The sequence below is a fragment of the Streptomyces coacervatus genome (genome assembly GCF_029223485.1).
GTDB classification, from domain to species: Bacteria; Actinomycetota; Actinomycetes; order Streptomycetales; family Streptomycetaceae; genus Streptomyces; species Streptomyces coacervatus.
Genome location: NZ_JARHTP010000021.1, coordinates 120,846 through 143,304 on the forward strand (window position 1 = coordinate 120,846; position 22,459 = coordinate 143,304).

26 protein-coding genes are annotated in these 22,459 nt (G+C 70.9%); 12 read left to right on the forward strand and 14 right to left on the reverse strand.

What is annotated here, in order from left to right; all coding sequences use genetic code 11:
• Nucleotides 1-63: 63 nt before the first annotated feature.
• The 3 genes from P2Q00_RS40295 to lnt all read left to right on the forward strand — a co-directional run bounded on the left by P2Q00_RS40295 (nt 64) and on the right by lnt (nt 3,803).
• Complete coding sequence (locus tag P2Q00_RS40295; protein ID WP_275779466.1) at nt 64-1,521, forward strand: FG-GAP-like repeat-containing protein; 1,458 nt, start codon at nt 64-66, stop codon at nt 1,519-1,521.
• Between the two features lie 153 nt (nt 1,522-1,674).
• A complete protein-coding gene (locus tag P2Q00_RS40300; RefSeq protein WP_275779468.1) occupies nt 1,675-2,160 on the forward strand; it encodes a nuclear transport factor 2 family protein in 486 nt (161 codons plus the stop codon).
• Between the two features lie 68 nt (nt 2,161-2,228).
• Nucleotides 2,229-3,803 (forward strand): apolipoprotein N-acyltransferase, encoded by a 1,575-nt coding sequence (lnt, locus tag P2Q00_RS40305; protein WP_275779469.1) that lies wholly within the window; start codon nt 2,229-2,231, stop codon nt 3,801-3,803.
• Here lnt and P2Q00_RS40310 read toward each other — a convergent pair.
• Nucleotides 3,727-4,632 (reverse strand): Gfo/Idh/MocA family protein, encoded by a 906-nt coding sequence (locus P2Q00_RS40310; RefSeq protein WP_275779470.1) that lies wholly within the window; start codon nt 4,630-4,632, stop codon nt 3,727-3,729. The two genes, lnt and P2Q00_RS40310, sit on opposite strands and share 77 nt — an antisense overlap.
• A gap of 157 nt (nt 4,633-4,789) precedes the next feature.
• Here P2Q00_RS40310 and P2Q00_RS40315 point away from each other — a divergent pair, with 157 nt between their 5' ends.
• Together P2Q00_RS40315 and P2Q00_RS40320 are read left to right on the forward strand one after the other, a co-directional pair.
• The gene (locus tag P2Q00_RS40315) at nt 4,790-5,302 is read left to right on the forward strand and encodes a DinB family protein (RefSeq protein ID WP_275779471.1); all 513 of its coding nucleotides are present in this window, start codon (nt 4,790-4,792) and stop codon (nt 5,300-5,302) included.
• Nucleotides 5,303-5,414: 112 nt separating this feature from the next.
• Nucleotides 5,415-5,882 (forward strand): hypothetical protein, encoded by a 468-nt coding sequence (locus tag P2Q00_RS40320; protein ID WP_275779472.1) that lies wholly within the window; start codon nt 5,415-5,417, stop codon nt 5,880-5,882.
• An 18-nt stretch (nt 5,883-5,900) separates the two neighbouring features.
• On the opposite strand, the gene P2Q00_RS40325 is transcribed toward P2Q00_RS40320, so the two are convergent.
• From P2Q00_RS40325 to P2Q00_RS40355, 7 genes are all read right to left on the reverse strand, one after another.
• A complete protein-coding gene (locus P2Q00_RS40325; RefSeq protein ID WP_425579512.1) occupies nt 5,901-6,422 on the reverse strand; it encodes a hypothetical protein in 522 nt (173 codons plus the stop codon).
• A 231-nt stretch (nt 6,423-6,653) separates the two neighbouring features.
• Entirely contained in the window at nt 6,654-7,337 is a 684-nt protein-coding gene (gene ung / locus P2Q00_RS40330) for a uracil-DNA glycosylase (protein WP_275779473.1), read from the reverse strand.
• A gap of 105 nt (nt 7,338-7,442) precedes the next feature.
• Complete coding sequence (locus tag P2Q00_RS40335) at nt 7,443-9,026, reverse strand: ABC transporter substrate-binding protein (RefSeq protein ID WP_275779475.1); 1,584 nt, start codon at nt 9,024-9,026, stop codon at nt 7,443-7,445.
• A 212-nt stretch (nt 9,027-9,238) separates the two neighbouring features.
• Complete coding sequence (locus tag P2Q00_RS40340; protein WP_275779476.1) at nt 9,239-10,000, reverse strand: SDR family oxidoreductase; 762 nt, start codon at nt 9,998-10,000, stop codon at nt 9,239-9,241.
• Between the two features lie 13 nt (nt 10,001-10,013).
• On the reverse strand, nt 10,014-10,775 hold the full coding sequence (gene fabG, locus P2Q00_RS40345; protein WP_275779477.1) for a 3-oxoacyl-ACP reductase FabG: 762 nt from the start codon (nt 10,773-10,775) through the stop codon (nt 10,014-10,016).
• A 159-nt stretch (nt 10,776-10,934) separates the two neighbouring features.
• Nucleotides 10,935-11,384, reverse strand: coding sequence for a DUF3037 domain-containing protein (locus tag P2Q00_RS40350; protein ID WP_275779478.1), 450 nt, complete (start codon nt 11,382-11,384; stop codon nt 10,935-10,937).
• A complete protein-coding gene (locus tag P2Q00_RS40355; RefSeq protein WP_275779480.1) occupies nt 11,381-12,145 on the reverse strand; it encodes a HipA family kinase in 765 nt (254 codons plus the stop codon). The genes P2Q00_RS40350 and P2Q00_RS40355 overlap by 4 nt, the downstream gene beginning before the upstream one ends.
• A 155-nt stretch (nt 12,146-12,300) precedes the next feature.
• On the opposite strand from P2Q00_RS40355, the gene P2Q00_RS40360 reads away from it, so the two are divergent.
• On the forward strand, nt 12,301-12,789 hold the full coding sequence (locus P2Q00_RS40360; protein ID WP_275779482.1) for a Rieske (2Fe-2S) protein: 489 nt from the start codon (nt 12,301-12,303) through the stop codon (nt 12,787-12,789).
• Here P2Q00_RS40360 and P2Q00_RS40365 read toward each other — a convergent pair.
• Complete coding sequence (locus tag P2Q00_RS40365) at nt 12,776-13,432, reverse strand: cysteine hydrolase family protein (RefSeq protein ID WP_275779483.1); 657 nt, start codon at nt 13,430-13,432, stop codon at nt 12,776-12,778. The two genes, P2Q00_RS40360 and P2Q00_RS40365, sit on opposite strands and share 14 nt — an antisense overlap.
• Before the next feature lie 144 nt (nt 13,433-13,576).
• Between P2Q00_RS40365 and P2Q00_RS40370 the strand changes: the two genes are divergently transcribed.
• Nucleotides 13,577-14,044, forward strand: coding sequence for a pyridoxamine 5'-phosphate oxidase family protein (locus P2Q00_RS40370; protein WP_275779484.1), 468 nt, complete (start codon nt 13,577-13,579; stop codon nt 14,042-14,044).
• Nucleotide 14,045: 1 nt separating this feature from the next.
• Here the strand turns inward: P2Q00_RS40370 and P2Q00_RS40375 are convergent, their stop codons facing one another.
• Nucleotides 14,046-14,948 (reverse strand): LysR family transcriptional regulator, encoded by a 903-nt coding sequence (locus P2Q00_RS40375; RefSeq protein ID WP_275779486.1) that lies wholly within the window; start codon nt 14,946-14,948, stop codon nt 14,046-14,048.
• 75 nt (nt 14,949-15,023) lie between these two features.
• Here P2Q00_RS40375 and P2Q00_RS40380 point away from each other — a divergent pair, with 75 nt between their 5' ends.
• A complete protein-coding gene (locus tag P2Q00_RS40380; RefSeq protein WP_275779487.1) occupies nt 15,024-15,950 on the forward strand; it encodes a DMT family transporter in 927 nt (308 codons plus the stop codon).
• Between the two features lie 91 nt (nt 15,951-16,041).
• On the opposite strand, the gene P2Q00_RS40385 is transcribed toward P2Q00_RS40380, so the two are convergent.
• On the reverse strand, nt 16,042-17,373 hold the full coding sequence (locus P2Q00_RS40385; RefSeq protein WP_275779488.1) for an aminotransferase class I/II-fold pyridoxal phosphate-dependent enzyme: 1,332 nt from the start codon (nt 17,371-17,373) through the stop codon (nt 16,042-16,044).
• Between the two features lie 35 nt (nt 17,374-17,408).
• Here P2Q00_RS40385 and P2Q00_RS40390 point away from each other — a divergent pair, with 35 nt between their 5' ends.
• Complete coding sequence (locus tag P2Q00_RS40390; RefSeq protein WP_275779489.1) at nt 17,409-18,095, forward strand: pyridoxamine 5'-phosphate oxidase family protein; 687 nt, start codon at nt 17,409-17,411, stop codon at nt 18,093-18,095.
• The gene (locus tag P2Q00_RS40395) at nt 18,095-18,742 is read left to right on the forward strand and encodes an FMN-binding negative transcriptional regulator (RefSeq protein ID WP_275779491.1); all 648 of its coding nucleotides are present in this window, start codon (nt 18,095-18,097) and stop codon (nt 18,740-18,742) included. Before P2Q00_RS40390 ends, P2Q00_RS40395 begins: the two co-directional genes overlap by 1 nt.
• An 82-nt stretch (nt 18,743-18,824) precedes the next feature.
• Here P2Q00_RS40395 and P2Q00_RS40400 read toward each other — a convergent pair whose 3' ends face one another.
• The 3 genes from P2Q00_RS40400 to P2Q00_RS40410 all read right to left on the reverse strand — a co-directional run bounded on the left by P2Q00_RS40400 (nt 18,825) and on the right by P2Q00_RS40410 (nt 21,538).
• Nucleotides 18,825-19,769, reverse strand: a complete 945-nt coding sequence (locus tag P2Q00_RS40400) for a DMT family transporter (RefSeq protein WP_275779492.1) — start codon at nt 19,767-19,769, stop codon at nt 18,825-18,827.
• A 172-nt stretch (nt 19,770-19,941) separates the two neighbouring features.
• A complete protein-coding gene (locus P2Q00_RS40405; RefSeq protein WP_275779493.1) occupies nt 19,942-20,946 on the reverse strand; it encodes an EamA family transporter in 1,005 nt (334 codons plus the stop codon).
• A gap of 46 nt (nt 20,947-20,992) precedes the next feature.
• Entirely contained in the window at nt 20,993-21,538 is a 546-nt protein-coding gene (locus P2Q00_RS40410; RefSeq protein WP_275779494.1) for a Clp protease N-terminal domain-containing protein, read from the reverse strand.
• A 219-nt stretch (nt 21,539-21,757) separates the two neighbouring features.
• Here P2Q00_RS40410 and P2Q00_RS40415 point away from each other — a divergent pair, with 219 nt between their 5' ends.
• Entirely contained in the window at nt 21,758-21,925 is a 168-nt protein-coding gene (locus P2Q00_RS40415) for a hypothetical protein (RefSeq protein WP_275779495.1), read from the forward strand.
• Nucleotides 21,926-22,023: 98 nt separating this feature from the next.
• Nucleotides 22,024-22,452, forward strand: a complete 429-nt coding sequence (locus tag P2Q00_RS40420) for a type II toxin-antitoxin system Rv0910 family toxin (protein ID WP_275779496.1) — start codon at nt 22,024-22,026, stop codon at nt 22,450-22,452.
• The last annotated feature ends 7 nt before the right edge of the window (nt 22,453-22,459 follow it).

Genomic DNA, 22,459 nt, shown 5'->3' on the forward strand with positions numbered 1-22,459 from the left:
ACAACCCTTCAGGCTCACCAGAGGTCATCTCCGAGCCCGCACGTATGTCCTGGAGAGGAACTCATGTCCCGGTCCCGTCACAAGCGCTCCCGGCGTCCCGTCGTCCTGGGCGCCACCGCCGTCGCGGCCGCCCTGGCCGGTGGCCTGCTCGTCACCCTGCCCGGCGGCGCGAGTGCCGCCGCGTCGGGCCTCGCCGACGACTTCAACGGTGACGGCTACCGCGATCTGGCGACCGGCGCCCCGGGGGCTGTCGCGGGCGGGAAGGCGAAGGCGGGCGCCGTGGTCGTCAACTACGGCTCGGCGAGCGGGATCAGCGCCGCGCGCCACAAGACCACATCGCAGAGCTCGTCCGGTGTGCCGGGCGACTCGGAGACCTCCGACCGCTTCGGGACCGAACTCGCGCACGGCGACCTCAACCGCGACGGCTACGGCGATCTCGTCGTGGGCACACCGCTGGAGGACGTCGGCAGCGACGTCGACGGCGGTTCGGTCACGATCCTGTGGGGCAGCTCGTCCGGCCTCTCGGGCGGCACGACGATCAGTGACCCGAACCCGTCGGGCCACGACCGGTTCGGCCAGTCCCTCGCGGTCGGCGACTTCACCGGTGACGGGAAGGCCGATCTGGCGGTCGGTTCCACCGGCAAGGACGTGTGGATCTTCAAGGGCGGCTTCACCAAGTCCGGCGGCGCGGCCGGGAAGCTGCGCTTCGACGCGCAGATCGAGTCCGGCTCGTACCCCAGGGGCGCCGTCCAACTGGCCGCCGGGGACTTCGACAACGACGGCACGGACGACGTGGTGGTCGGGTCCTCCGCGGGCAACTTCGTCTACCGGGGCGCCTCGACCGGGCCCACGCTCCAGACCGAGGCGGGCCCGGGATACGCGGGCGCGCTCACCGTGGCCGACTTCGACCGTGACGGTCACGACGACCTGGTCGTCGGCACCGACTTCGTCGACGTCCTGGACGATACGGCGAAGGGCGGTTACGTCACCGTGTTCTACGGCGGTACGGCGGGTGTCGACACCACGCGCAGCGCCGTCTTCAGCCAGGACACCCCCGGTGTACCGGGCGCGGACGAGGACCACGACTCGTTCGGTGGCGCACTCGCCGCGGGCGACGTCAACGGTGACGGCTACCCGGACCTCGCCATCGGCGCGAACTTCGAGACCATCGGCTCCGCGGCCCAGACAGGCAGCGTCTGGGTGCTGCGCGGCGGCGCCTCCGGCCTGACGGGGACCGGTGTCCAGTCCTTCAACCAGGACACCTCGGGTGTCCCGGGCGCCAATGAGTCGTCGGACCTGTTCGGCGATGCCGTCCACCTCGCCGACCACAACAAGGACGGCCGCGCCGATCTGTCGGTGGGCGCGGCCGGCGAGAACAGCGACGACGGCGCCGTGTGGGTCCTGCGCGGCTCCACCGGAGGCGTCACGGCCACCGGCGCGGTGAGCTTCGGCGCGGCGTCCGTGGGCATCGGGAAGGCAGGGGACGACCCCGTGTTCGGGGAGACCATGTCGGGCTCCTGAGCACGTGGGCAGTCAGCCGGCGGGGGCGGCACCGGAGGATTCCGGCGCCGCCCCCTCCGTTGCAGCCGTGGTGGCGGGCGACGGTGCCCACGGACAGCCGAATATCACCGCACGCCCCTTGGCCCGGCACGTCCCATGCCCAACACTGAGCCGATGACGCAGCGTGTGGAGCTCGCGACCGTGATGGACCGGCTGGCCGTCGACGAAGTGGTCACCGACTATGCGGCGGCCGTGGACGACGGTGACTGGGAGGCGTATCGCGGGCTGTTCACACCCGACGGGCGCGCGGACTACCGCTCAGCCGGCGGCATCGAGGGGGGTGCGCGGCAGGTCGCCACATGGCTCGCCGAGAGCATGCTGCTGTTTCCGATGCGGCAGCATCTGATCGTCAACCGGCGGGTGCGGTTCGGGATGTTGGAGCAGGACATCGGCGACACCGCGCGCGTGCACGCCGACTACGTCAATCCGATGCGATTCGCGGCGGACGGAGATGGATCGGCCGCCCCCGACTTCGTGTGCGGCGGCCGGTACGCCTTCGGGCTGCTGCGCACGCACGACGGCTGGCGGCTGCGCCAGGTCGTCGTCGAGGAGAAGTGGCGGCGCCTCCCCGAGCCGCACGCGGTACCCGCAGCCGAGTGATCCCGAGGCCCCCTGTCCACGATCACCAAAAGCACGCACACTGGAGCCACCGGGTAGGGAGGCGCCGCATGAAGACCCTCGGTCACTGGCTCGCCTCCCCGTGGCGGCGTTCGGCCATGGCCGCGCTGGCGGGCGCCCTGCCCGTGTTCACGTTCCCCGCCCCGTCGCTGTGGTGGTTCGCCTACGTCGCCCTGGTCCCCTGGATCGTGCTGGTCCGCTCCGCGCCCACCGGGAAGCGGGCGGTCTACGACGGCTGGTGCGGCGGGTTCGGCTACATGGTGGCCGTGCACCACTGGCTGCTGCCGAGCCTGCATGTGTTCATCTTCCTCATCGCCGCGCTGCTGGGCGCGCTGTGGGCGCCGTGGGGCTGGCTGGTGCGGCGCTTCCTGGGCGGGGTGCCCGGGGTGGGGCGCGGTCTGGCCGCCCTCGTCGTGCTGCCGTCGGCCTGGCTGATGGTCGAGCTGGTGCGCTCCTGGCAGGGGCTGGGCGGCCCTTGGGGCATGCTCGGCTCCAGTCAGTGGCAGGTGGAGCCTGCGTTGCGGCTCGCCTCGGTCGGCGGGGTGTGGCTGCTCAGCTTCCTGGTGGTGGCCGTCAATGTCGCCGTCGCGGTGCTGGTGTCGGTCCGCCGGGCGCGTGTTCCGGCCGTGGCGGGCCTGGTCGCGACCGCCGCCGCGACCTCGGCTGCCTGGGTGTGGTCACCGCGTCCCGACGTCGACGGCCGGGTGCGGATCGCCGTCGTGCAGCCGGGCGTCATCGACGGCGTCGGCAGCCCCGACAAGCGCTTCGACCGCGAGGAACAGCTCACCCGGCGCCTCGTCGGGCAGCATCTGAACCTGATCGTGTGGGGCGAGAGCAGCGTCGGTTTCGACCTTGGCGAACGGCCCGACCTGACGAAGCGGATCGCGGCCCTCTCGCGCGAGACGGGGTCCGACATCCTGGTCAACGTGGACGCCCGGCGCTCCGACAAGCCCGGTATCTACAAGAGTTCGGTGCTGGTCGGCCCCGCCGGGCTGACCGGCGACCGCTACGACAAGATGCGGCTCGTGCCCTTCGGCGAGTACATCCCCTTCCGTTCGGTGCTGGGCTGGGCGACCTCCGTCGGCAAGGCGGCCGGCGAGGACCGCAGGCGCGGCTCGGAGCAGGTCGTGATGAATGTGGGGCACGGGCTGCGCGTCGGCCCGATGGTCTGCTTCGAGTCGGCATTCCCCGACATGAGCCGCCATCTCGCCCAGGACGGCGCCGAGGTGCTGATAGCCCAGTCGGCGACGTCGACGTTCCAGCAGAGCTGGGCCCCCGAGCAGCATGCCTCGCTCGCCGCACTGCGCGCCGCGGAGACCGGGCGGCCGATGGTGCACGCGACGCTCACGGGGGTGTCGGCGGTCTACGGGGCGAGCGGGCAGCGCCTCGGGCCGTGGCTCGGCACGGGCTCCAGCGCGGCGATGGTGTATGACATACCACTGGCCCACGGCACCACCCCGTACGTCCGCTACGGCGACTGGCCGGTACACGCCGCCCTGCTCGTCCTCGCCGTGTGGTGCGCGGCCGAGGGCGTACGGGCGGTCCGGTTCAGGCGGCCCGGTCCTGAACCGCACGTACCACCCGCTCGCACAGTTCGTGGGTCGCCAGCGCATCCCGGGCGCTGAGCACCTTCCCCGCCCGCACGGCGTCGAGGAACGCCAGCACCGCCTGCTCGATGCCGCGCTGCCGGGCCACCGGCACCCAGTCGCCGCGCCGCCGCAGCGTGGGCTGGCCCTTGTGGTCGATGACCTCGGCGAGGTTGAGCACCTGCCGCTTGGTGTCCTGCCCGGACACCTCGAGGATCTCCTCCGCCGAACCGCTGAGCCGGTTCATCACGCCCAGCGCGGTGAATCCGTCCCCGGCCAGCTGCAGCACGACGTGGTGCAGCAGCCCGTCCTGCACGCGCGCGCGTACCGTCACGTCGTCGACGGGCCCCGGCACCAGGAAGCGCAGTGTGTCCACGACGTGGATGAAGTCGTCGAGGATCATCGAGCGCGGCTCCTCCGGCAGCCCGATGCGGTTCTTCTGCATGAGGATCAGCTCACGCGGATGATCGGCGCACTGCACGTAACCGGGTGCGTGGCGCCGGTTGAAGCCGACTGCAAGGGACACCTCGCGCTCCTCGGCGAGGGCCACCAGCCGCTCGGAGTCGGCGAGTTCATAGGCGAGCGGCTTGTCGACGTAGGTCGGTACGTCCGCCTGAAGCAGCCGGGTGACGATCTGCGGGTGCACGGCGGTGGGCGCATGCACGAAGGCGGCGTCGAGGCCCTGGGCGAGCAGTGCGTCCAGGGTGGCGTGCCGGTGGTCCGCCGGAAGGCGGAGGGTGTCGCCGACCCGGTCGAGCGTCGCGGGCGTCCGCGTATGCAGGTGCAGATCGATTCCCGGGAGGCTGCCGAGCACCGGCAGGTAGGCCTTCTGCGCGATGTCACCGAGTCCGATGCAGCCGACCTTCACGGGGTGGTCTCCTCTAGCGGTTGCCTGCCGGGGTCCTGCCGGAAGCATACGGCTGCTGCGCCGGCCGCCGGCCGGCGCTGGACTCGACCGCCCCGGCCTCCTCGCGGGACGGGGAAATCCCGTGGTCGGATCGGATCCGTTGGTAAAGGATGCGGCCATGACGACCGAGCGCCGTGAACCCGCGACCACCGCCGACGAACGCACCATGCTGGAGGGCTGGCTCGACTACCACCGGCAGACCCTGGCCTGGAAGTGCGAGGGCCTCACCGACGAGCAGCTCAGGACCGCCTCCGTGGAGCCGTCCGCGCTGTCCCTGATGGGGTTGGTGCGGCACATGGCCGAGGTCGAGCGGTCCTGGTTCCGCCGGGTCCTCGCGGCCGAGGGCGTGGACCCGATCTACTACAGCGACGAAGACCCCGACGGCGAGTTCCACCTCACCGAGGCCGACACCTGGGCCGAGGCGCACGCCACCTGGCAGGCCGAGATCGAGGCCGCGCGGCATCACGCGGCCCGCTTCGGCCTGGACGACGTCTCCGAGGGCAAGCACCGGCGTACCGGCGAGCGCTTCAACCTGCGCTGGATCTACACCCACATGATCGAGGAGTACGCCCGCCACAACGGCCACGCCGACCTGCTCCGCGAGCGCATCGACGGCGCCACGGGCGACTGACGTCACCCGCACCACGCATGCGGCCCCCAGGCGGGGCGGGAGATCACCCGTGCGGGGCATCCTTCGCTCATACGCCGCCCCGGGGGCCGCCGGACCCGACAGTGTTGCGCGGGTGCATCGAACGACGACCACCGCAACGCTCCTGGTCACCGTGGCCGTCTCGGCCCTCACCGGCTGTGTGACGGTCCAGCGCCCGCCCTCGTCCGGGCCGCCGCCGGCACCACCCCGGCCGTCGGCACCGCTCCCGGACGACGCGGCGGATCCGCAGATCGTGCAGGCGCCGGTCCATGAGGCACTGCAGAGGACCGGCCCGTCCAGGCCACCGGCGCGGAAGACACCGCAGCAGCACGGTCCGTCGGCCCCGGCCGAGCAGCCGACGGCGCCTCACTCGCACCCGCGGCCCCGTCCACGGGCGGCGCATCCCGAGTCCGGACACCACCGAAAGCCGCGCGCCGAGGTCCCCGACGGGCCCAGGTCGGCACCGAAGAACACGGACGTGTGTGCCCTCGGCAGAGAGTACGGGGGCTGGCGGGCGGACAGTCCGGAGGCGGTCATCTGCAAGCAGGCGTACGGGAGTTGAGGCGGCCGGCGGCTCCGGCTAGGGCCGCTGTCGCGGCGGTCCCCACTGGCCGTCGCCGTCCCGGCTCTCCTCTCCCAGCCGCAGTTCCAGCCGCCCGATGGCCGCCCGCACCCCGTCCCCGTAGCTGTCGTCCGTCAGCGCCCCGGCCGCGCGCCGGGCATGGCGCAGATGGGTGCGGGCGGCCCCGCTGCGGCCGAGCTTCACATAGTCGGCGGCCAGGTTCAGATGCAGCGAAGGGTAGAGCGCACGCACCGCGACTGTGCCCTCGTGTTCGGCGAGGCGGCCGTCCGTGAGTTCCTCGGCGGCCGTCAACGCCCGCAGGTCCCATGCCAGTTCGTCCGTGGGGTCGTCCTGGGCGTCGGCCATGTAGTGGGCCAGGGTGCAGCGGTGCAGCGGGTCGCCGTCCTCGCCGATCTCGGCCCACAGCTGGAGGAAGCGGTGCCGGGCCTCCTCGCGGTCGCCCGCGTGGTGCAGCATGACGATCTGGCCGATCCGTGTCATCACGGCGTCCGGCGTCGTCTGCTCGTGTCCTTCGGCCACCGCGTCCTCCGCCACTCGTCAGCTGTCCCGACCGACGCTAATTGGCAGAGTTGGGATTCCTGGGCAGGCTGCGCCGTTGGGCACAGGGCCGGTCGTCGGCTGCGGGTCGGTGGGGGCTGGTCGCGCCCACGCGGCGGAGCCGCATATCGACACGGCCCCGCGCCCCTAAAGGGAACCGCAGGACCGTCAGCAACCTGGTACTGGCGGTGCCCCCACCTCGCCCAAGGACCGTCAGCCCAGGTTCGGAATGGTCCAGTCGATCGGCTGGTGGCCCTGGGCCGCGACCGCCTCGTCGATCTGTGTGAACGGGCGGGAGCCGAAGAACTTCTTCGCGGACAGCGGGGAGGGGTGGGCGCCCTTGACCACCACATGCCGGGTCTCGTCGATCAGCGGGAGCTTCTTCTGTGCGTAGTTGCCCCACAGGACGAAGACCGCCGGGTCGGGGCGGTCGGCCACCGCGCGGATCACCGCGTCGGTGAACTTCTCCCAGCCCTTGCCCTTGTGCGAGTTGGCCTCGCCGCCGCGCACCGTGAGCACCGCGTTGAGCAGCAGCACGCCCTGCTGGGCCCACGGCATCAGATAGCCGTTGTCCGGGACCGGCAGGCCGAGCTCCTCCTTCATCTCCTTGTAGATGTTGCGGAGCGACGGCGGGGTCTTGACGCCCGGACGGACCGAGAAGCACAGGCCGTGCCCCTGTCCCTCGCCGTGGTACGGGTCCTGGCCGAGCACCAGGACCTTCACCTGGTCGTACGCTGTCGCCTCCAGCGCGGCGAAGACCTCCTCGCGCGGCGGGTACACGGGACCCTTCGCCCGCTCCTCCTCGACGAACTCCGTGAGCTCCTTGAAGTAGGGCTGCTGCAGCTCGTCGCCCAGGACCCCGCGCCAGGACTCGGGCAGCATGGCGATGTCGGTCACGTCAACTTCCTTACGATGTGCGGTAAACCGGGTGCGGTCACTTCCAGGTCTCAAAACCTACAGGCGACCACTGACAACGGCCCTCCGCTCACCGAAGTGCACCGCCTACCAGCTGGTCTTGCGGTACAGCTCTCCCATCAGCATGATCGTCGACGGGTCCAGCGCCTGCTCCGCCCCGGAGATGTCGTCGCTCGCGGCCACGTACTGCTTGCCCTGCCACAGCGGCAGCAGCCGTGCGTCGTTCACCAGGATCTGCTGGGCCTGCTCGAAGTCCGAGACCACGTTGGCGCGGTCGCTCTCGCTGCGGGAGCGGGGCAGCAGCTTCCCGGTGATCTCGGGCGCCGGATACGGCGTGCCGAGCGCGTTCTGGTTGCCGACGAACGGCGCGATGAAGTTGTCGGGGTCCGGGAAGTCGGGGAACCAGCCGCGCCCGAACACCGGGTACTCGCCCTTCTGATAGCCCGCCACATACGTCTTCCAGGGGCGGCTCTTGAGGGTGATCGTGAACAGGCCGGAGTCCTCCAGCTGGCGCTTGAGCTCCGCGAACTCCAGCTTGGTGGCGGAGCCGTAGCGGTCGGTGGTGTACCAGAGGGTGAGCGGTACCCGCTGGGTGATGCCCGCGTCGGCGAGGATCTTGCGGGCCTTGGAGGTGCTGGGGCTGCCGAAGTCGTCGAAGAAGTCGGTGGTGTGCCCGGTCAGGCCCTTGGGGACCATCGAGTACAGCGGTTCGACCGTGTCCTTGTAGACCTTGTGGGCGATCGCGCCGCGGTCGACGAGCTGGGCGATCGCCTTGCGGACGGCGGGCTTGGCGGCCCAGGGGTCCTTCGGGTTGAACACCAGGTAGTTGATCTCGATGCCGGAGCCCTCGATGAGCTGGAGATTCCCGCTCGTGTCGTGCCGCTGGAGGTCGACGATGTCGTTCGCGTTGAGGCCGCGGAAGGCGACGTCGAGCTGCTTGTCCTTCAGCGCGGTGACCATCGTGGACGAGTCCTGGAAGTAGCGGATGGTCACCGCGTCGTTCTTGCGCTCGGCGTAGCCCTGGTAGTTGTCGTTCTTGACGAGTTCGGCCTTCTTGCCGTCCTCGTACGCCTGGAGCGTGTACGGCCCGGATCCGTAGACCTGGTTGTCCTTGCGCAGGGATCGCGCCGGGTACTCCTCGGGGTCGACGATCGACATGGCGGGTGTCGCGAGCACGAACGGGAAGGTGGCGTCGGGCTTGTTGAGGTGGAAGACGATCTCCCGGTCGCCCAGCACCTGCACCCGGTCGAGACTGCCGAGCAGCCCGGCGGGCCCGCCGTTGACATTGATCTTCCCGATCCGGTCGATCGAGTACTTGACGGCCTTGGCGTCGAGCGGGTGCCCGTCGGAGAACTTCAGGCCGGCGCGCAGCTCACAGGTGTACGTCGTGTTCGAACTGTCCGAGAAGCGACAGTTGTCCGCCGCGTCCGGCTGCGGTGTGGTCGCTCCCGAGGGGTAGCTGAGGAGCGTCTGGTAAATGTTGCGGAACAGTTCCCAGGACTGGTCCCAGGAAGCTGCGGGATCCAGCGTGCTGGGCGCGCTGGTCGTCCCGACCACGATGGGGCCCTTGCCGCCGGAGGAGTCCGACGAGAGGACTCCGCACCCGGCCACCAGCGACGATATGGACGCGATGGCCGCCGCTTGCCGCAGGCCTCGGTTCCGGTTGAACACGCGCTCGCTCCTCGATCTGCCGTACCAAGGGTCGGCAGACCATACCGCAGCGCAACGAAGGTTGAACCCCGTCGGTACGACGCCCTTGATCAGCTTGTTTATGACGACGTTGTCATTGCGCTGTGCCCTTCTTGTGCCATGACAAGGGCGCCGTTTCCGTCAAGGAAACGGCGCCCTTGGGTGCCCGATCGTTACGGTCGCAACGGATTGCGTCAGGCGACGCCGGCGTTGAGGAAGATGCCGCCGTCGACGACGAGCGTCTGGCCGGTGATCCAGGCGGACTGCTCGGAGGTGAGGAACGCGGCGGCGCCGCCGATGTCGGACGGCACGCCGAGCCGGGCCAGCGGGTAGGCCGCCGCGGCTTCGGCCTCCCGGCCCTCGTAGAGGGCCTGCGCGAACTTGGTCTTCACGACGGCCGGGGCGATCGCGTTGACCCGCACCCCGGGCGCGAACTCGTGCGCCAGCTGCTGGGTCAGGTTGATCAGCGCGGCCTTGCTGACGCCGTAGGCGGCGATGAAGGGCGAGGGCGCGAGGCCCGCGACGGAGGCGATGTTGACGATCGCACCGCCGTTGTCCTTCTGCCAGGCGTGCCAGGTCTTCTGCGCGAAGCCGAGCGCGGAGATCACGTTGGTCTCGAAGACCTTGCGCGCCACGTTCAGGTCGAGGTCGGCGATCGGGCCGAACACCGGGTTCGTACCGGCGTTGTTGACCAGGTAGTCGACGCGGCCGAAGGCCGCCATGGTGCGCTCGACGGCCTCGGCCTGGTGGTCCAGGTCGTGCGCCTTGCCGGCGATGCCGATGACGCGCTCGGCGCCGAGCTTCTCGACGGCCTCCTTGAGGGCGTCCTCGTTGCGGCCGGTGATGGCGACGCGGTCGCCGCGGGCGACGAGCGCCTCGGCGACCCCGTAGCCGATGCCGCGGCTGGCGCCCGTGACGAGGGCGGCCCTGCCGGAGAGTGCGGGCAGTTCAGTCATGGTCCGTGATCTCCTAGTCGAGCGGTCCGCCGGCGACGTACAGCACCTGGCCGGAGACGAATCCGGCCGCCTCGCCGGTGAAGAAGGCGATGGCGTTGGCGATGTCCTCCGGCTCGCCGACGCGGGCGACGGGGATCTGGGTGGCGGCCGCGGCCTTGAAGTCCTCGAAGCCCATGCCCACGCGCGCGGCGGTGGCGGCGGTCATGTCGGTGGCGATGAAGCCGGGCGCGACGGCGTTGGCAGTGATGCCGAACTTGCCGAGCTCGATCGCGAGGGTCTTGGTGAAGCCCTGCAGACCGGCCTTGGCGGCCGAGTAGTTGGCCTGGCCGCGGTTGCCGAGCGCGGAGGACGAGGACAGGTTGACCACGCGGCCGAAGCCGGCGTCGACCATGTGCTTCTGGACGGCCTTCGTCATCAGGAAGGAGCCGCGCAGGTGCACGTTCAGGACGGTGTCCCAGTCCGAGGCGCTCATCTTGAACAGCAGGTTGTCGCGGAGCACGCCCGCGTTGTTGACGAGGATCGTCGGCGCGCCGAGCTCGGCGACCACGCGCGCGACGGCCGCCTCGACCTGTGCCTCGTCGGAGACGTCCGCGCCGACCGCGATCGCCCGGCCGCCCGCCGCGGTGATCTTCTCCACGGTGTCCTTGCAGGCGGCCTCGTCGAGGTCGATCACGGCGACCGCTCGGCCCTCTGCGGCCAGTCGTACGGCGGTGGCGGCACCGATGCCGCGCGCTCCGCCGGTGACCACGGCGACCCGCTGCTCAGTGGTGGACATTGCTGCTTCTCCTCGCCCTCGAGAAAAGTACGCCCGCTTGGAAGTACGTCCGTCCGACCTTACGCCCGCTGGGTGAGCGACCGCTTAGTACCTTCGGCAGACGTGACGCTAGAAGGCCTGGCACTCGGTGTCAACGGCACGCGGCGCGGGTGTGATCCATTACCTCACCAGCAGGTCGAGCAGGCGCTCCGTCTCGGCCGCGGGATCGGCGGTGAGGCCAGTGTGCACCGGCCCCGGCTGGACGATGGTGGAGCGCGGCGCAATCAGCCAGCGGAAGCGCCGTCCGGCGTCGTCCCCGGCGGCCTGTCCCGCCGCCTCTCCCCCACCGCAGACGCCCTCGACGGCCGCAAGGGCGGCCCGGACACCCGCCACGTCCGCGTCCGGGTCGAGGGCCAGCAGCCGCGCCTCGTCGAGGTGGGTGCGGGCGCCGACGTAGGCCTTGGCGCGGCAGTACACCAGCACGCCTGCGTTGATGCACTCGCCGCGCTCCACGCGCGGTACGACGCGCAGGAGCGCGTACTCATAGACGTCCCGGTCGTTCGACTCGCTGCCCCTGATGATGTGGCGTTCGACCACACTGCCCGCCATGTGGATGTGACGCTCGCTCACTTGCCCTCCTCGATTCCGGTGATGCGCTCGTGGACGGCTGCGGCCCGCGCGAGCAGCGGCCGTGCATAGGCCCGTCTGAGGTCGTCCGGTGTGTCGAAGCCGGGCTCGTCCGCCAGCCAGGCGTCCGGGATCTCGGCGGTGACCTCGGCGAGCAGCTCCTCGGTGACACGGGGGGCCAACTCGGCCGCGGCGCGCGCGAGTTCGGGGCGGAAGCGGGCGAGGGCGTGGTCCGAGGCGTCGTAGGAACGGGACGCGGAGGTGTCGGCGCCGGGCCAGTTGTGGTGCCAGATCATGGTGGCGCCGTGGTCGATGAGCCACAGCTCGCCGCGGACCATCAGCAGGTTCGGGTTGCGCCAGGAGCGGTCGACGTTGTTGACGAGCGCGTCGAACCAGACGATCCGGCCCGCCTCCTCGGGGCTCACCGAGAAGGCGAGCGGGTCGAAGCCGAGGGCGCCGGAGAGGAAGTCCATGCCCAGGTTGGTGCCGCCGCTGGACCTCAGCAGGTCCTGCACCTGCTGCTCGGGCTCGCCGAGCCCCAGCACCGGGTCGAGGCCGACCGTCACCAGCCGCGGCACCCGGAAGCCGAGCCGGCGGGCGAGTTCACCGCAGACGACCTCGGCGACCAGTGTCTTGCGGCCCTGTCCCGCGCCGGTGAACTTCATGACGTACGTCCCGAAGTCGTCGGCCTCGACGAGTCCCGGCAGCGATCCGCCCTCCCGCAGGGGCGTGATGTAGCGGGTCGCGATCACTTCCTTGAGCATCGCCCCAGGTTACTGGCCGACAGCGAAACGACAGCTCTGGCTTACCTCCTCCTGATCTCGAACCCGTCAAGCTCTCGACGTCGTCTGAACAACCGTTGCTCGGCGACCGTACCCCTGGACAGATCTTCGAAGCTTGCATGGAAGGGAACGTCAGCATGACCAGCGAACCGCTTCATCCCGTTCCGGCACCCGGCCGCCGTACTGTCGTGGCGGCGGTGGGCGCGACGGGGCTCGCCGTCGCGCTGACCGCGTGCGGATCGGACAACGGGTCCTCCGACTCCTCGTCCTCGAACACACAGGCCGGCGCCAACGCGAGCGACCCCAGCGCGAGCAGCAGCGCCTCGTCCGGTTCCGGCGGCACCGTCCTCGCCAAGACCTCCGACATCCCGGTGGGCGGCGGCAAGATCTTCAAGGACCAGGGCGTGGTGGTCACCCAGCCGACGGCGGGCACCTACAAGGCGTTCTCGTCCAAGTGCACCCACCAGGGCTGCGCGGTGTCCGAGATCTCCAATGGCGCCATCATCTGCCCGTGCCACAAGAGCGAGTTCTCCGTGACCGACGGCAGTGTCAAGAAGAGCCCCGCGACCCAGCCGCTGCCCGCCGAGAAGATCACCGTGAGCGGGGACTCGATCACGCTGGCGTGACCCGTGCACGCCGGGGCCGTTCGAAACAGCCCAGCACCTCGTCCGTGGTCGCGACCGTGGCGACCAATGCGAGGGTGTGGCGGATCATCGCGGGGGTGTACTCGGAGGGCACCCCCGCGACGGCGTCGGACGGCACGACGGCGGTGTAGCCGCGGTTGACCGCGTCGAAGACGGCGTTCGGGATCGCCACGTTGGCCGAGACACCGGTCACGACCAGCGTGCGGCAGCCCAGGTTGCGCAGCAACGCGTCGACGTCGGTGCCCTGTATCGGGGACAGTCCGTGCAGGCGCCGCACGACGAAGTCCTCCTCGGTGACCTCGATCGGGGCGGCGACGCGCACCGCCGTCGTGCCGGACAGCTGCTGGACGGGGAGGCGTTCGGCGGCCCGGAAGAGCCGGGCGTTGCGGTTAGCGCCGCGGCCGTCCGGACGGCGCTCGGCGACGGCGTGGACGACCTGGATGCCGCTCTCGTGCGCGGCCGCCACCAGCCGGGCGATGTTGGCGAGGGCCCCCGACGAGCGTGCCTCGCGGGCGAGTTCGGGCAGCGCGCTGTCCGGGCCGACGACCCCCTGCTGGCACTCGACGGTCAGCAGCACGGTGGTCGCCGGGTCGAGGAGTTCGCTGAGCTGTTCGTACGACGGCACGGGTCCCCCTCGTCGGTGGCGGTCCGGAGCGGGCGAGCGTAACGGCCATTGCATGTGGACGGAAGACGTCCCATCCTTTTCTGACGTGATGTCAGAGGATCAATGGAGTTCCTCTGACACGACGTGAGAGAAAGAGGGGGCCGCATGACCGTCACCCAACGCCGGGGCCGGAAGATCATGATGACGCCCGGTGAGCTGGACGAGTTCCTCGCCACCCAGCGCACCTGCCGGGTCGCCACCGTCTCGGCGGGCGGTGCTCCGCACGTGAGCACCTTGTGGTTCGCCTGGGACGGCACCTCGCTCTGGCTGTACTCCGTCGTCCGCAGCAAGCGCTGGACCGACCTGCGGCGCGATCAGCGGGTCGCGATCGTGGTCGACACGGGCGAGGAGTACGACGAGCTGCGCGGCGTCGAGCTGTCCGGGGCGGTGGAGTTCGTGGGCGAGTTCCCCCGCACCGGGGAGCTGTGCGCCGAACTCGACGTCCCGGAGACCCTGTTCGCCCGCAAGAACTTCAATCTGGAGGAGATGCCGCACGACGGCCGGCACGCCTGGGTGCGGCTGACGCCGGAGAAGACAGTGTCCTGGGACTTCCGCAAGCTGGGGCCCGCGTAGGTCAGTTCATTTTCCGCGCCGCGTCCTGCAGTGCCTCCACCGCCGCCCGGATCGACGGGCGGCGGTCGGCGTCCACACGCCAGACGGCGTAGATCTGGCGTCGTACCGACTGCCGCACGGGCACGGCCCGCACCCCCTCCGGGAGCGGCCCGCGCCCCAGTCTCGGCGCCACACACACCCCCAACCCAGCCCCGACCAGGGCGAGTTGGGTCGGGTGCTCCTCGGCTCGGTGGGCGACACGCGGCTCGATGCCCTTGGAGCGCAGCGTGTGGATCAGCCACTCGTGGCAGAACTCGCTCTCGCCCCAGGTGATCCAGTCGTCGTCGGCGAAGTCCTCCAGATCCACCTCGGTCCGGTCCGCGAGGCGGTGCCCGGCAGGCATCGCCACATCCGCCGTGTCGTCGAGGATGACGGCCTTGACCAGCCCGTCGGGCATGGGCAGCGGCCTGTTGTACCAGTCCAGGACGACGGCGAGGTCGAAGTCGCCGCGCATCACGGCGAGGACGGCGGGCTCGGGCTCCGTCTCCCGCGAGGTGACACGCAGGCCGGGATGCGCCTTGTGCAGCTGGGACAGGGCGGCCGGGAACAGCCCGCGCGCAGCGGTCGGGAACGCGGCCAGGCGCAGCTCCCCGACCACCTCCCCGCGGTGCGCCTCCAGGTCGGACTGGGCGAGCTCGACCTGCGAGAGGATCCGGGCCGCATGCTCGGCAAGCAGCCGGCCCGCGTCCGTGAGCCGCACGCCCCGCCCGTTCTTGGCCAGGAGCTGCTGGCCGACCTCCCGCTCCAGCTTGGCCAGCTGCTGGGAGACGGCGGACGTCGTGACGTGCAGTCCCTCGGCGGCACCGCTGACGGAGCCGTGCCGGGCGAGGGCGTCGAGGGTGCGCAGACGCTCCAGATTCAACATGTAAGCAATACTACGAGGTACCTGGAGCGAAATCTCGATTGTGCTACGAGGTTCTCGGCGTCCATTGTTGTGGCCATGAGCACCGTCACCACGACCCGGACCGCCGCCCGGGCCCCCTTCCGCCGCCCCGCGCTCGACTGGCGCCTCCGCTTCGGCGCGCTGTCACTGATCTGGGGATTCAGCTTTCTTCTCATCAAGGTCGGCACCGAGGGGTATGCGCCCTTCCAGGTCACGCTCGGGCGGCTGGTGTTCGGTACCGCGGTGCTCGCGGCGGCGATGGCGGTGAAGCGGGAGCGGTTGCCTCGCGGGGCGCGGACGTGGGGGCATCTGGCGGTCGCCGCGTTTCTGCTGAATGCGCTGCCGTTCTCGTTGTTCGCGTATGCGGAATTGACGATCCCGTCCACGCTGGCGGGGATCTGCAACGCGACGTCGCCGCTGTGGGGCATGGCACTGTCACTGGTCGCGCTGTCGGAGGATCGGCCGACTCGGGTTCGGGTTGCGGGGCTGGGGATCGGGTTCCTGGGGGTGCTGACGGTTCTTGGCGCGTGGGAGGGGTTCAGCGGGCTGGATGCCACGGGGACGGTGATGGCTCTGCTGGCGTCGTTGAGTTATCCCATTGGGTGGATCTATGTCCGGCGGACCCTGGGTGGGTCCGGCAACTCTCATCTGTCCATGACGGGGGCGCAGTTGTTGCTGGCGACGGTGCAACTTGGTGTTGTGACGCCGCTGTTCACCTCGTTTCCTGCGCGGTTTTCCGCTGTGCCGTTGTTGGCGATCGCTGCGTTGGGGGCGCTCGGTACGGGGCTGGCTGTTCTTGTCCAGTACGGGCTGGTTGCTGAAGTCGGGCCTACCACGGCGCAGATGGTGACGTACTTCATTCCTGTCATCGCCACGGCCGCGGGGGTTGCGATTCTTGGGGAGTCGCTCAAGTGGTCGACGCCCGTCGGGGCGGTTGTGGTGCTGGCAGGGGCGGCACTCACTCAGGTTCGGCGGGGCGCCTAAGGGGGTGGGGGCGGGGATTCTTGTGCGTGTGCGGGTCCGTTGTGGCTTGTCGCGCAGTTCCCCGCGCCCCTAAGGGGGCTGCCCTCGCCCCTTACATGTAAGTCCTGTTCGGTGCCGGGCCCAATGCCTTGGCCACCGCGTCCGCCAAGGGGGCGACCTCATCTGGCTTGAGGGTCGCGACCGTGATGCGGATGCCCGGTGGGGCGCTCATACGGAACCGTGCCCCTGGGGCCACGGCCCAGCCCGCGTGGAGGAGGCGGGAGACGGCGGCCGTTTCGTCGGGGACCGGGAGCCAGACATTCAGGCCGGTGCGGCCGTGGGCCTCGATGTTGTGTTGGGCTAGGGCGTCGACGAGCAGGTCGCGGCGGGTGCGGTAGGCCGCCGCCACCGCGTGGGTGTCCAGTGCGCCGTCGGCCCACAGACGCACCACCGCCCGCTGAGTGAGACGGCTGACCCAGCCGGGGCCCAGGCGGTGCCGGCCGCTCACCCGGTCGACGGTGGTGGAGTCGCCGGTGAGGACGGCCAGGCGCAGGTCGGGGCCGTACGCCTTGGCGACCGAGCGTACGAAGGCCCAGTGCCGGGTGATGCCGGCCAGGGGGTGCAGCGGGAGGTCGACGATGCCGTGGCCGTGGTCGTCCTCGATCAGGAGGGTCTCCGGGTGCTTCCGGAGCACCGCGCGCAGGGCACGCGCGCGTGTGCCGGTCACGGCGGCGCCTGTCGGGTTCTGCGCGCGGTCCGTGACGATCAGGGCGCGGGCGCCGGCCGTCAGGGCCCGCTGTACGTCGTCGGGGAGCGGGCCCTCGTCGTCGACGCCGACCGGGGCCGTGCGCAGACCGAGTGCCGGGACCAGGTCGAGCAGGCTGCCCCAGCCGGGATCCTCAACGGCGACCGTGTCCCCTGGCTTGAGATGCGCCGCGAGCACACGCTCGATGGCGTCCAGTGAGCCGGACGCGACGGTCAGCGGGCCGTCCGGCACTCCGTCGGCGTCGAGTTCCGCGCGTGCGATCCGCTGCAGCTCCGGTTCGACAAGGGCGTCTCCGTACAGCACGGGCTCCCGGTCGCCCAGCTCGCCCGCCGCCGCGAACGCCTTCGCCAACGACGGCAGCAGCGCCGGGTCCGGGTTGCCGTTCGCCACGTCCCGCACCCCCTCCGGCACATCCATCCGGACGTAGTCACGCCCCGTGGTGGCCGGCTTCGACCGCACCCGGCTGCCCCTGCGCCCGGACGTCTCGATGACCCCGCGCTCCCGCAGGATCCGGTACGCGGACGCGACGGTGTTCGGATTCACTCCCAGCTCGACCGCCAACTCCCTCATCGGCGGCAGCAGTTGACCGGGTTCCAGCCCTCCGGAACCCACCGCGCTCTCGACGCTCGCCGCAATGTCTGCTGCGCGTCGCCCTTCGATCCGATATCCTCCTAGCACAAAGAAGATTATGCACTAGTGCAATGGAGAATGCAATGCAGGGGACCCAGCAGCAGCCGACGTCGCAGCCCGCCGCCTACACGCCGACCGACCGCACCGTCCCCACCCGCTCCGCGGACCGGGCGTCGTACGACAAGGAGCTGGTGCACGCGATACTCGACGAGGGTTACGTCTGCCATCTGGGCTTCGTGCGGGACGGAGCGCCGGTGGTGCTGCCGACCCTGTACGGGCGGGTCGGCGAGCGGCTGTATGTGCACGGTTCGACCGGTTCGCGTCCGCTGCGGATGACCGGCAAGGCCGATCCGGGGCTGGCGGTGTGCCTGACCGTCACGCATGTCGACGCGCTGATCCTGGCCCGGTCGGCCTTCCACCACTCGATCAACTACCGGTCCGTGGTGGTGCACGGCATCGCCCATGACGTGACGGACCCCGAGGAGAAGCGGGCGGCCCTGGACGCGCTGGTCGACCATGTCGTACCGGGCCGCGCGGCCGACTCCCGGCCCGCCAACAAGAAGGAGCTGGCCGCCACCGCCGTGATCCGCCTCGACCTGAACGAGGTCTCCGCCAAGCTCCGCACAGGCGGTGTGAACGACGAGCCCGAGGACCTCTCCCTGCCGCACTGGGCCGGTGTCGTCCCGCTGCGGAAGGGGTACGAAGTCCCGCTGCCCGACGCCGACCTGGCACCCGGCACCGCGCTTCCCGACTACCTGGCGGTGCCGTGATGCTGATCCACCCCTGGGACGCGCCCCGCGACGACAGCGAGTGGCAGCAGTGGCTCGGCACGCACGACTTCGGGCAGCTCGCCGTGAACGGCGTGCCGGGGGAACCGCCGTTCGTCCAGCCACTGCACTTCGCCTACGACCCCGAGCGCGCCGAGGCCGTCACCCACCTCGCCAGGCCCAACCCCCTGTGGCCCGCGCTGGAGACGAACCCGGACGTGCTACTGAGCGTGGTCGACGACTATGTGTACGTCCCCGGGCCCTGGCAGGCCCCGCCGGACGCCCCGCCCGAGCATGGCACCCCGACGAGTTTCTACACCGCCGTCCAACTGCGCTGCACGGCCCATGTCGTGGACGATCCCGCCGAGAAGGCCGAGCTGCTCAACCGCCAGGTCGGCCACTTCCAGCCGGAGGGCGGTTCCGCGCCTGTGGCGGTGGGCGAGGTGCCGTTCGGCAGGTTTCTTTCGGGGATCCGCGTACTGCGGCTCGAAGTGGTCGACGTACGGGCGAAGTTCAAGTACGCGAGCCACAAGCCGCAGGAGGTGCAGGACCGGGTGGTCGCGGGACTCGCGGCGCGGGGCGGCGCCGGGGACGAGGCGGCCCGGGAGCACCAGCTGCGGCGGCGGGGGGTGGGGTCGGCGACTCGGTGATGCGTGGGCAGCGAGGGGGTGTCCGCGCGGGGTCGGTGACCTGGATGGGGGCGGGGTCCGGTGGCGGCCCCGCCCCCCGGGGTCACACCAGAACCGGGTCCTCCGCCGTTGTGCGGCGTGCCTCCGCCAGTGCCAGGCCCGCGACCGAGCCCAGCATCAGCAGCGTGCCCACGAGAGTTGCCGCGGTGAGCCGTTCGCCCAGCAGCAGGATCGCCAGGACCGCCGCGCTGACCGGCTCCAGGAGCATGATCACGGAGACCGTGGCGGAGCGGACCACGGCCGCGCCCGCGAAGTACAGGGCATAGGCGAGGGCCGTGGGGACGGTCGCGATGTAGGCCAGGAGCCAGACCAGGTGGACGGGTTCGGCCGTGTGCGGCACAAGCCCTTCGGCCAGGGCGAACGGGAGCAGGCAGAGGCTGGTGACCGCGAAAGCGCCCATCGTGGTGCCGGACGCGTCCGCCTCGCCGTGCCGACCCCACCAGCGGGTCAGCAGCGTCAGCATGCAGTACCCGGCCGCGGAGACCAGCGCGAGCAGCACACCCCACGGCCGTACGGACGCTCCGCCGTTGCCGAGCACGAGCACCGCCAGCCCGGCCGACGCGCCGGCGACGGCGGCCACCCCGCCCCGGCCGAGCCGCTCCCCCAGGGTCAGCCGGGCGCCGAGCGCGATCAGCACGGGGCCGGAGCCGAGGGTGACCACCGTGCCCACGGCGAGCCCGGTGGCGGCGACGGCCGCGAAGTAGGCGGTCTGGAAGACGGCGAGGCCCACGCCCATGGCCACGGCCCGCAACACCCGGCGCCCCAGCGGCTCGGACCCGGCGACGCGGGAACGCGGGCACAGCAGCCGGGCGGCGAGTAGCAGGACGAAGCCTGCCGCGCAGCGCCAGAAGGAGAGGGTGACGGCGCCCATGTCACTGGTCCGGTAGACCAGGGAGGCGGCCACGCCCGCGGTGCCCCAGGCGGCACCGGCGACGATCAGACAGAGCAGGCCTCGCCCGACGGGCAGGCCGAAAGCAGCATTCGACACGAATGTCTCCGCAGAAGTTTCGGAAGGGGCCCGGGATCAGGGATCGACCGAGCCGTGGACTGCTTCTGCGGGCAGCACCGTTCGGCCCGACCTGCGGTCGGGCGTGGTTCCGGAGGGCCCGCCTCAGGCGGCGGGAGGCGGAAGAACGAGCGTCGAAGGCATGGTCGGCAGCTTAGGCAGCGGCCTCGCGGGAGGACAAATCCCTTTCCGGGCCGCCGCTCGCCACCGGCTGCGGGGAGCTGTTGGCGGGTGCCGAGGACTGGGCGATGAACGCACCCACCAGGACGACCGCACCACCGACGATCTGCGGCGCCGACAGATGCTCGCCCAGCAGCACCCAGGCCAGGACCGTCGCGACGACCGCCTCCAGGCAGGCCACGACGCCCGCGACCTGCGGCGACAGCCGGCGCACCGACAGCACGCCGGTGACGTAGGCGAGGACGGTGGCGACGAGCACGATCCAGGCCAGCAGGAGGAGGGCGGCGACCGGGGTGCCGTTCATCCGGGCCGTGCCCGTCAGGACCGACCAGTGCAGGTTCCAGGGGCGGGCCACGGCGGTCAGGACGAGGGCGCCGATCAGCAGGCCGTAGGCGATGACGCCGAGCGGGTCGGGTGCGTCGTCGCCGGCGTCGCTGCCCTGGTCGGACAGGACGAAGTAGCCGACCTGGCAGCAGGCGGCGCCGAGCGCGAGCAGCAGGCCGACGGTGTCGAAGCGCAGCCCCGACCAGACCTCGACGACGCAGGCGAGCCCGCCGGCCGCGAGGACCACGCCGAGCGCGGCGGCCCGGGTCACCGGCCGCCGCTGCACGAACCGCACCCAGCCCAGGACGAGGGCGGGCGCGAGGTATTCGACGAGCAGCGCGACCCCGACGGGTATACGGGATATCGCGGCGAAGTAGCAGGCCTGCACGCCGGCCACGGCGAGCAGTCCGAACCCGGCGAGCAGCGCCGGGCGGCGGCGCAGCAGCGCGCGGTGGCGCACGGCGACCGGCAGCATCACCAGGGCGGCGCCCGCGACGCGCAGCCACACCACATGGAGCGGGTCGAGTCCCGCCTCGATCAGTGGCTTGGCCGCGACCCCGGATCCACCGAAGGCGACCGCGGACCCGAGGGCGAGACCGAGCCCGACACTCCTCCCGCCGCTCCCATGGCTGCTTTCAGACGTATGCACCGGCACATGATGACAGGCGACGACATGAGCGTCACCCCCGATGACACCTGTCTCAGCGGCTGGACCACCGCGACTGCGCCTGCCGGTTCTCGATGCGTGTGAGCACGGCGGCCGTCTCGATGCCGGCCCGGTGCAGCACCTCGGCGGCCCGCGCCTGCGGGTCGACGACGATCGCTGCCAGGAGGTCGATGCCGTGGGCCGATTCGGCGCCGCGGGCGGCGGCGTGCCCGCAGGCCTGCCCCAGCGCTCCGGCGGCCAGCGGCGAGAGGCCGTCGGCCTGCGCCACCACGGGTACGGCGCCGGAGTCCTCGACGGAGCCCTGCCAGCGCAGGCCGTAGCCGATGCTGCGCTGCACGAGGTAGCCGAGCAGCCGGGCGATCTCGGGCCCGTCGTCGAAGACGTCCCGCACCTCGGGGTCGTGCTCCAGGAGCGAGTGCAGCAGATGGGCCGTGTCGATCTGCCGGTCCCCGTCGCGCACCGCCCGGCGGCGGGCACCGGAGATCACCGCTGCCAGCTCGGCACTGAGCCCGGCATCGTTGTCCACGCAGGGGCCGACTGGCTGCTCGCCGGCCGACTGCCGGGGGATACGGGGTTGCACACCCCCTAGCCCATCAACCTCTTCGGCTCCGGTCATCCCCGAGGGGGAGCATTTCGGCGTCCCACAGAGAGTGGACCCGGCGGGCCGCAATCTCCTCCTTACGGATGAGATCTGGCCGTTCTGCCTCTAGGGGCGCGCGCCGGTTTGCCGTGCGCCAGGCGTGCAACCACAGCGCCCCGTCGCTCGTCCATCAGATGCGTGGAGGGCAGGAGCTGGCTGGTGTCCCTGCCGGCCGTGGACGGCAAGCAGTACGTATACCGGGTGTACGCCCCGGAGGACGCACTGCCCGCCGACCTGTTCTGGGACGCCTGGCACTGCCACGACGAGAGCACCTTCCCGCGCGCATGGGACCTCTTCGACGCCGCGGTGATCCGCCGGGTCGGCTGAGCCGCCTCCACAATTCCTGACGGTTCATCAGTATTGAATGTTGCGACCTCTGCGGTTACTTTCCGCGACACCAGGGCCCGATACGAAGAGGTGGTCGCATGCCCGAAATCAACGCGGAAGCACGGATCGAGGCGCCGGCCGAGAAGGTGTGGGCGCAGCTCACGGACTGGCCCGCTTACGGCGAGTGGAACGCCACCCACACCAGCTTTCCGCAGGGCGGCCCGGCGGCGCTCGAAGTGGGCGGGACGTTCCAGGAGAACATGAAGCTGATGGGTTTCCCGGCCGAGGTCGAGTGGACCATCTCGGAACTGGAACCAGCCCGGCTCTTCGTCATCAAGGGCAAGGGACCGATGGCCGTGAGCCTGGCCACGCGCTACACCCTGACCCCTGACGGCGATGCCACGAAGGTCCGCATCGACGGCGAGTTCACGGGCGCCGCGGTCACTCTGATGGCGGGCAAGCTGAAGGACTCGGGAACGGCCGCTCTCAACGAATCACTGCGAAAGCTCGCCGGGCTGGTGTCCTGAACGCCGG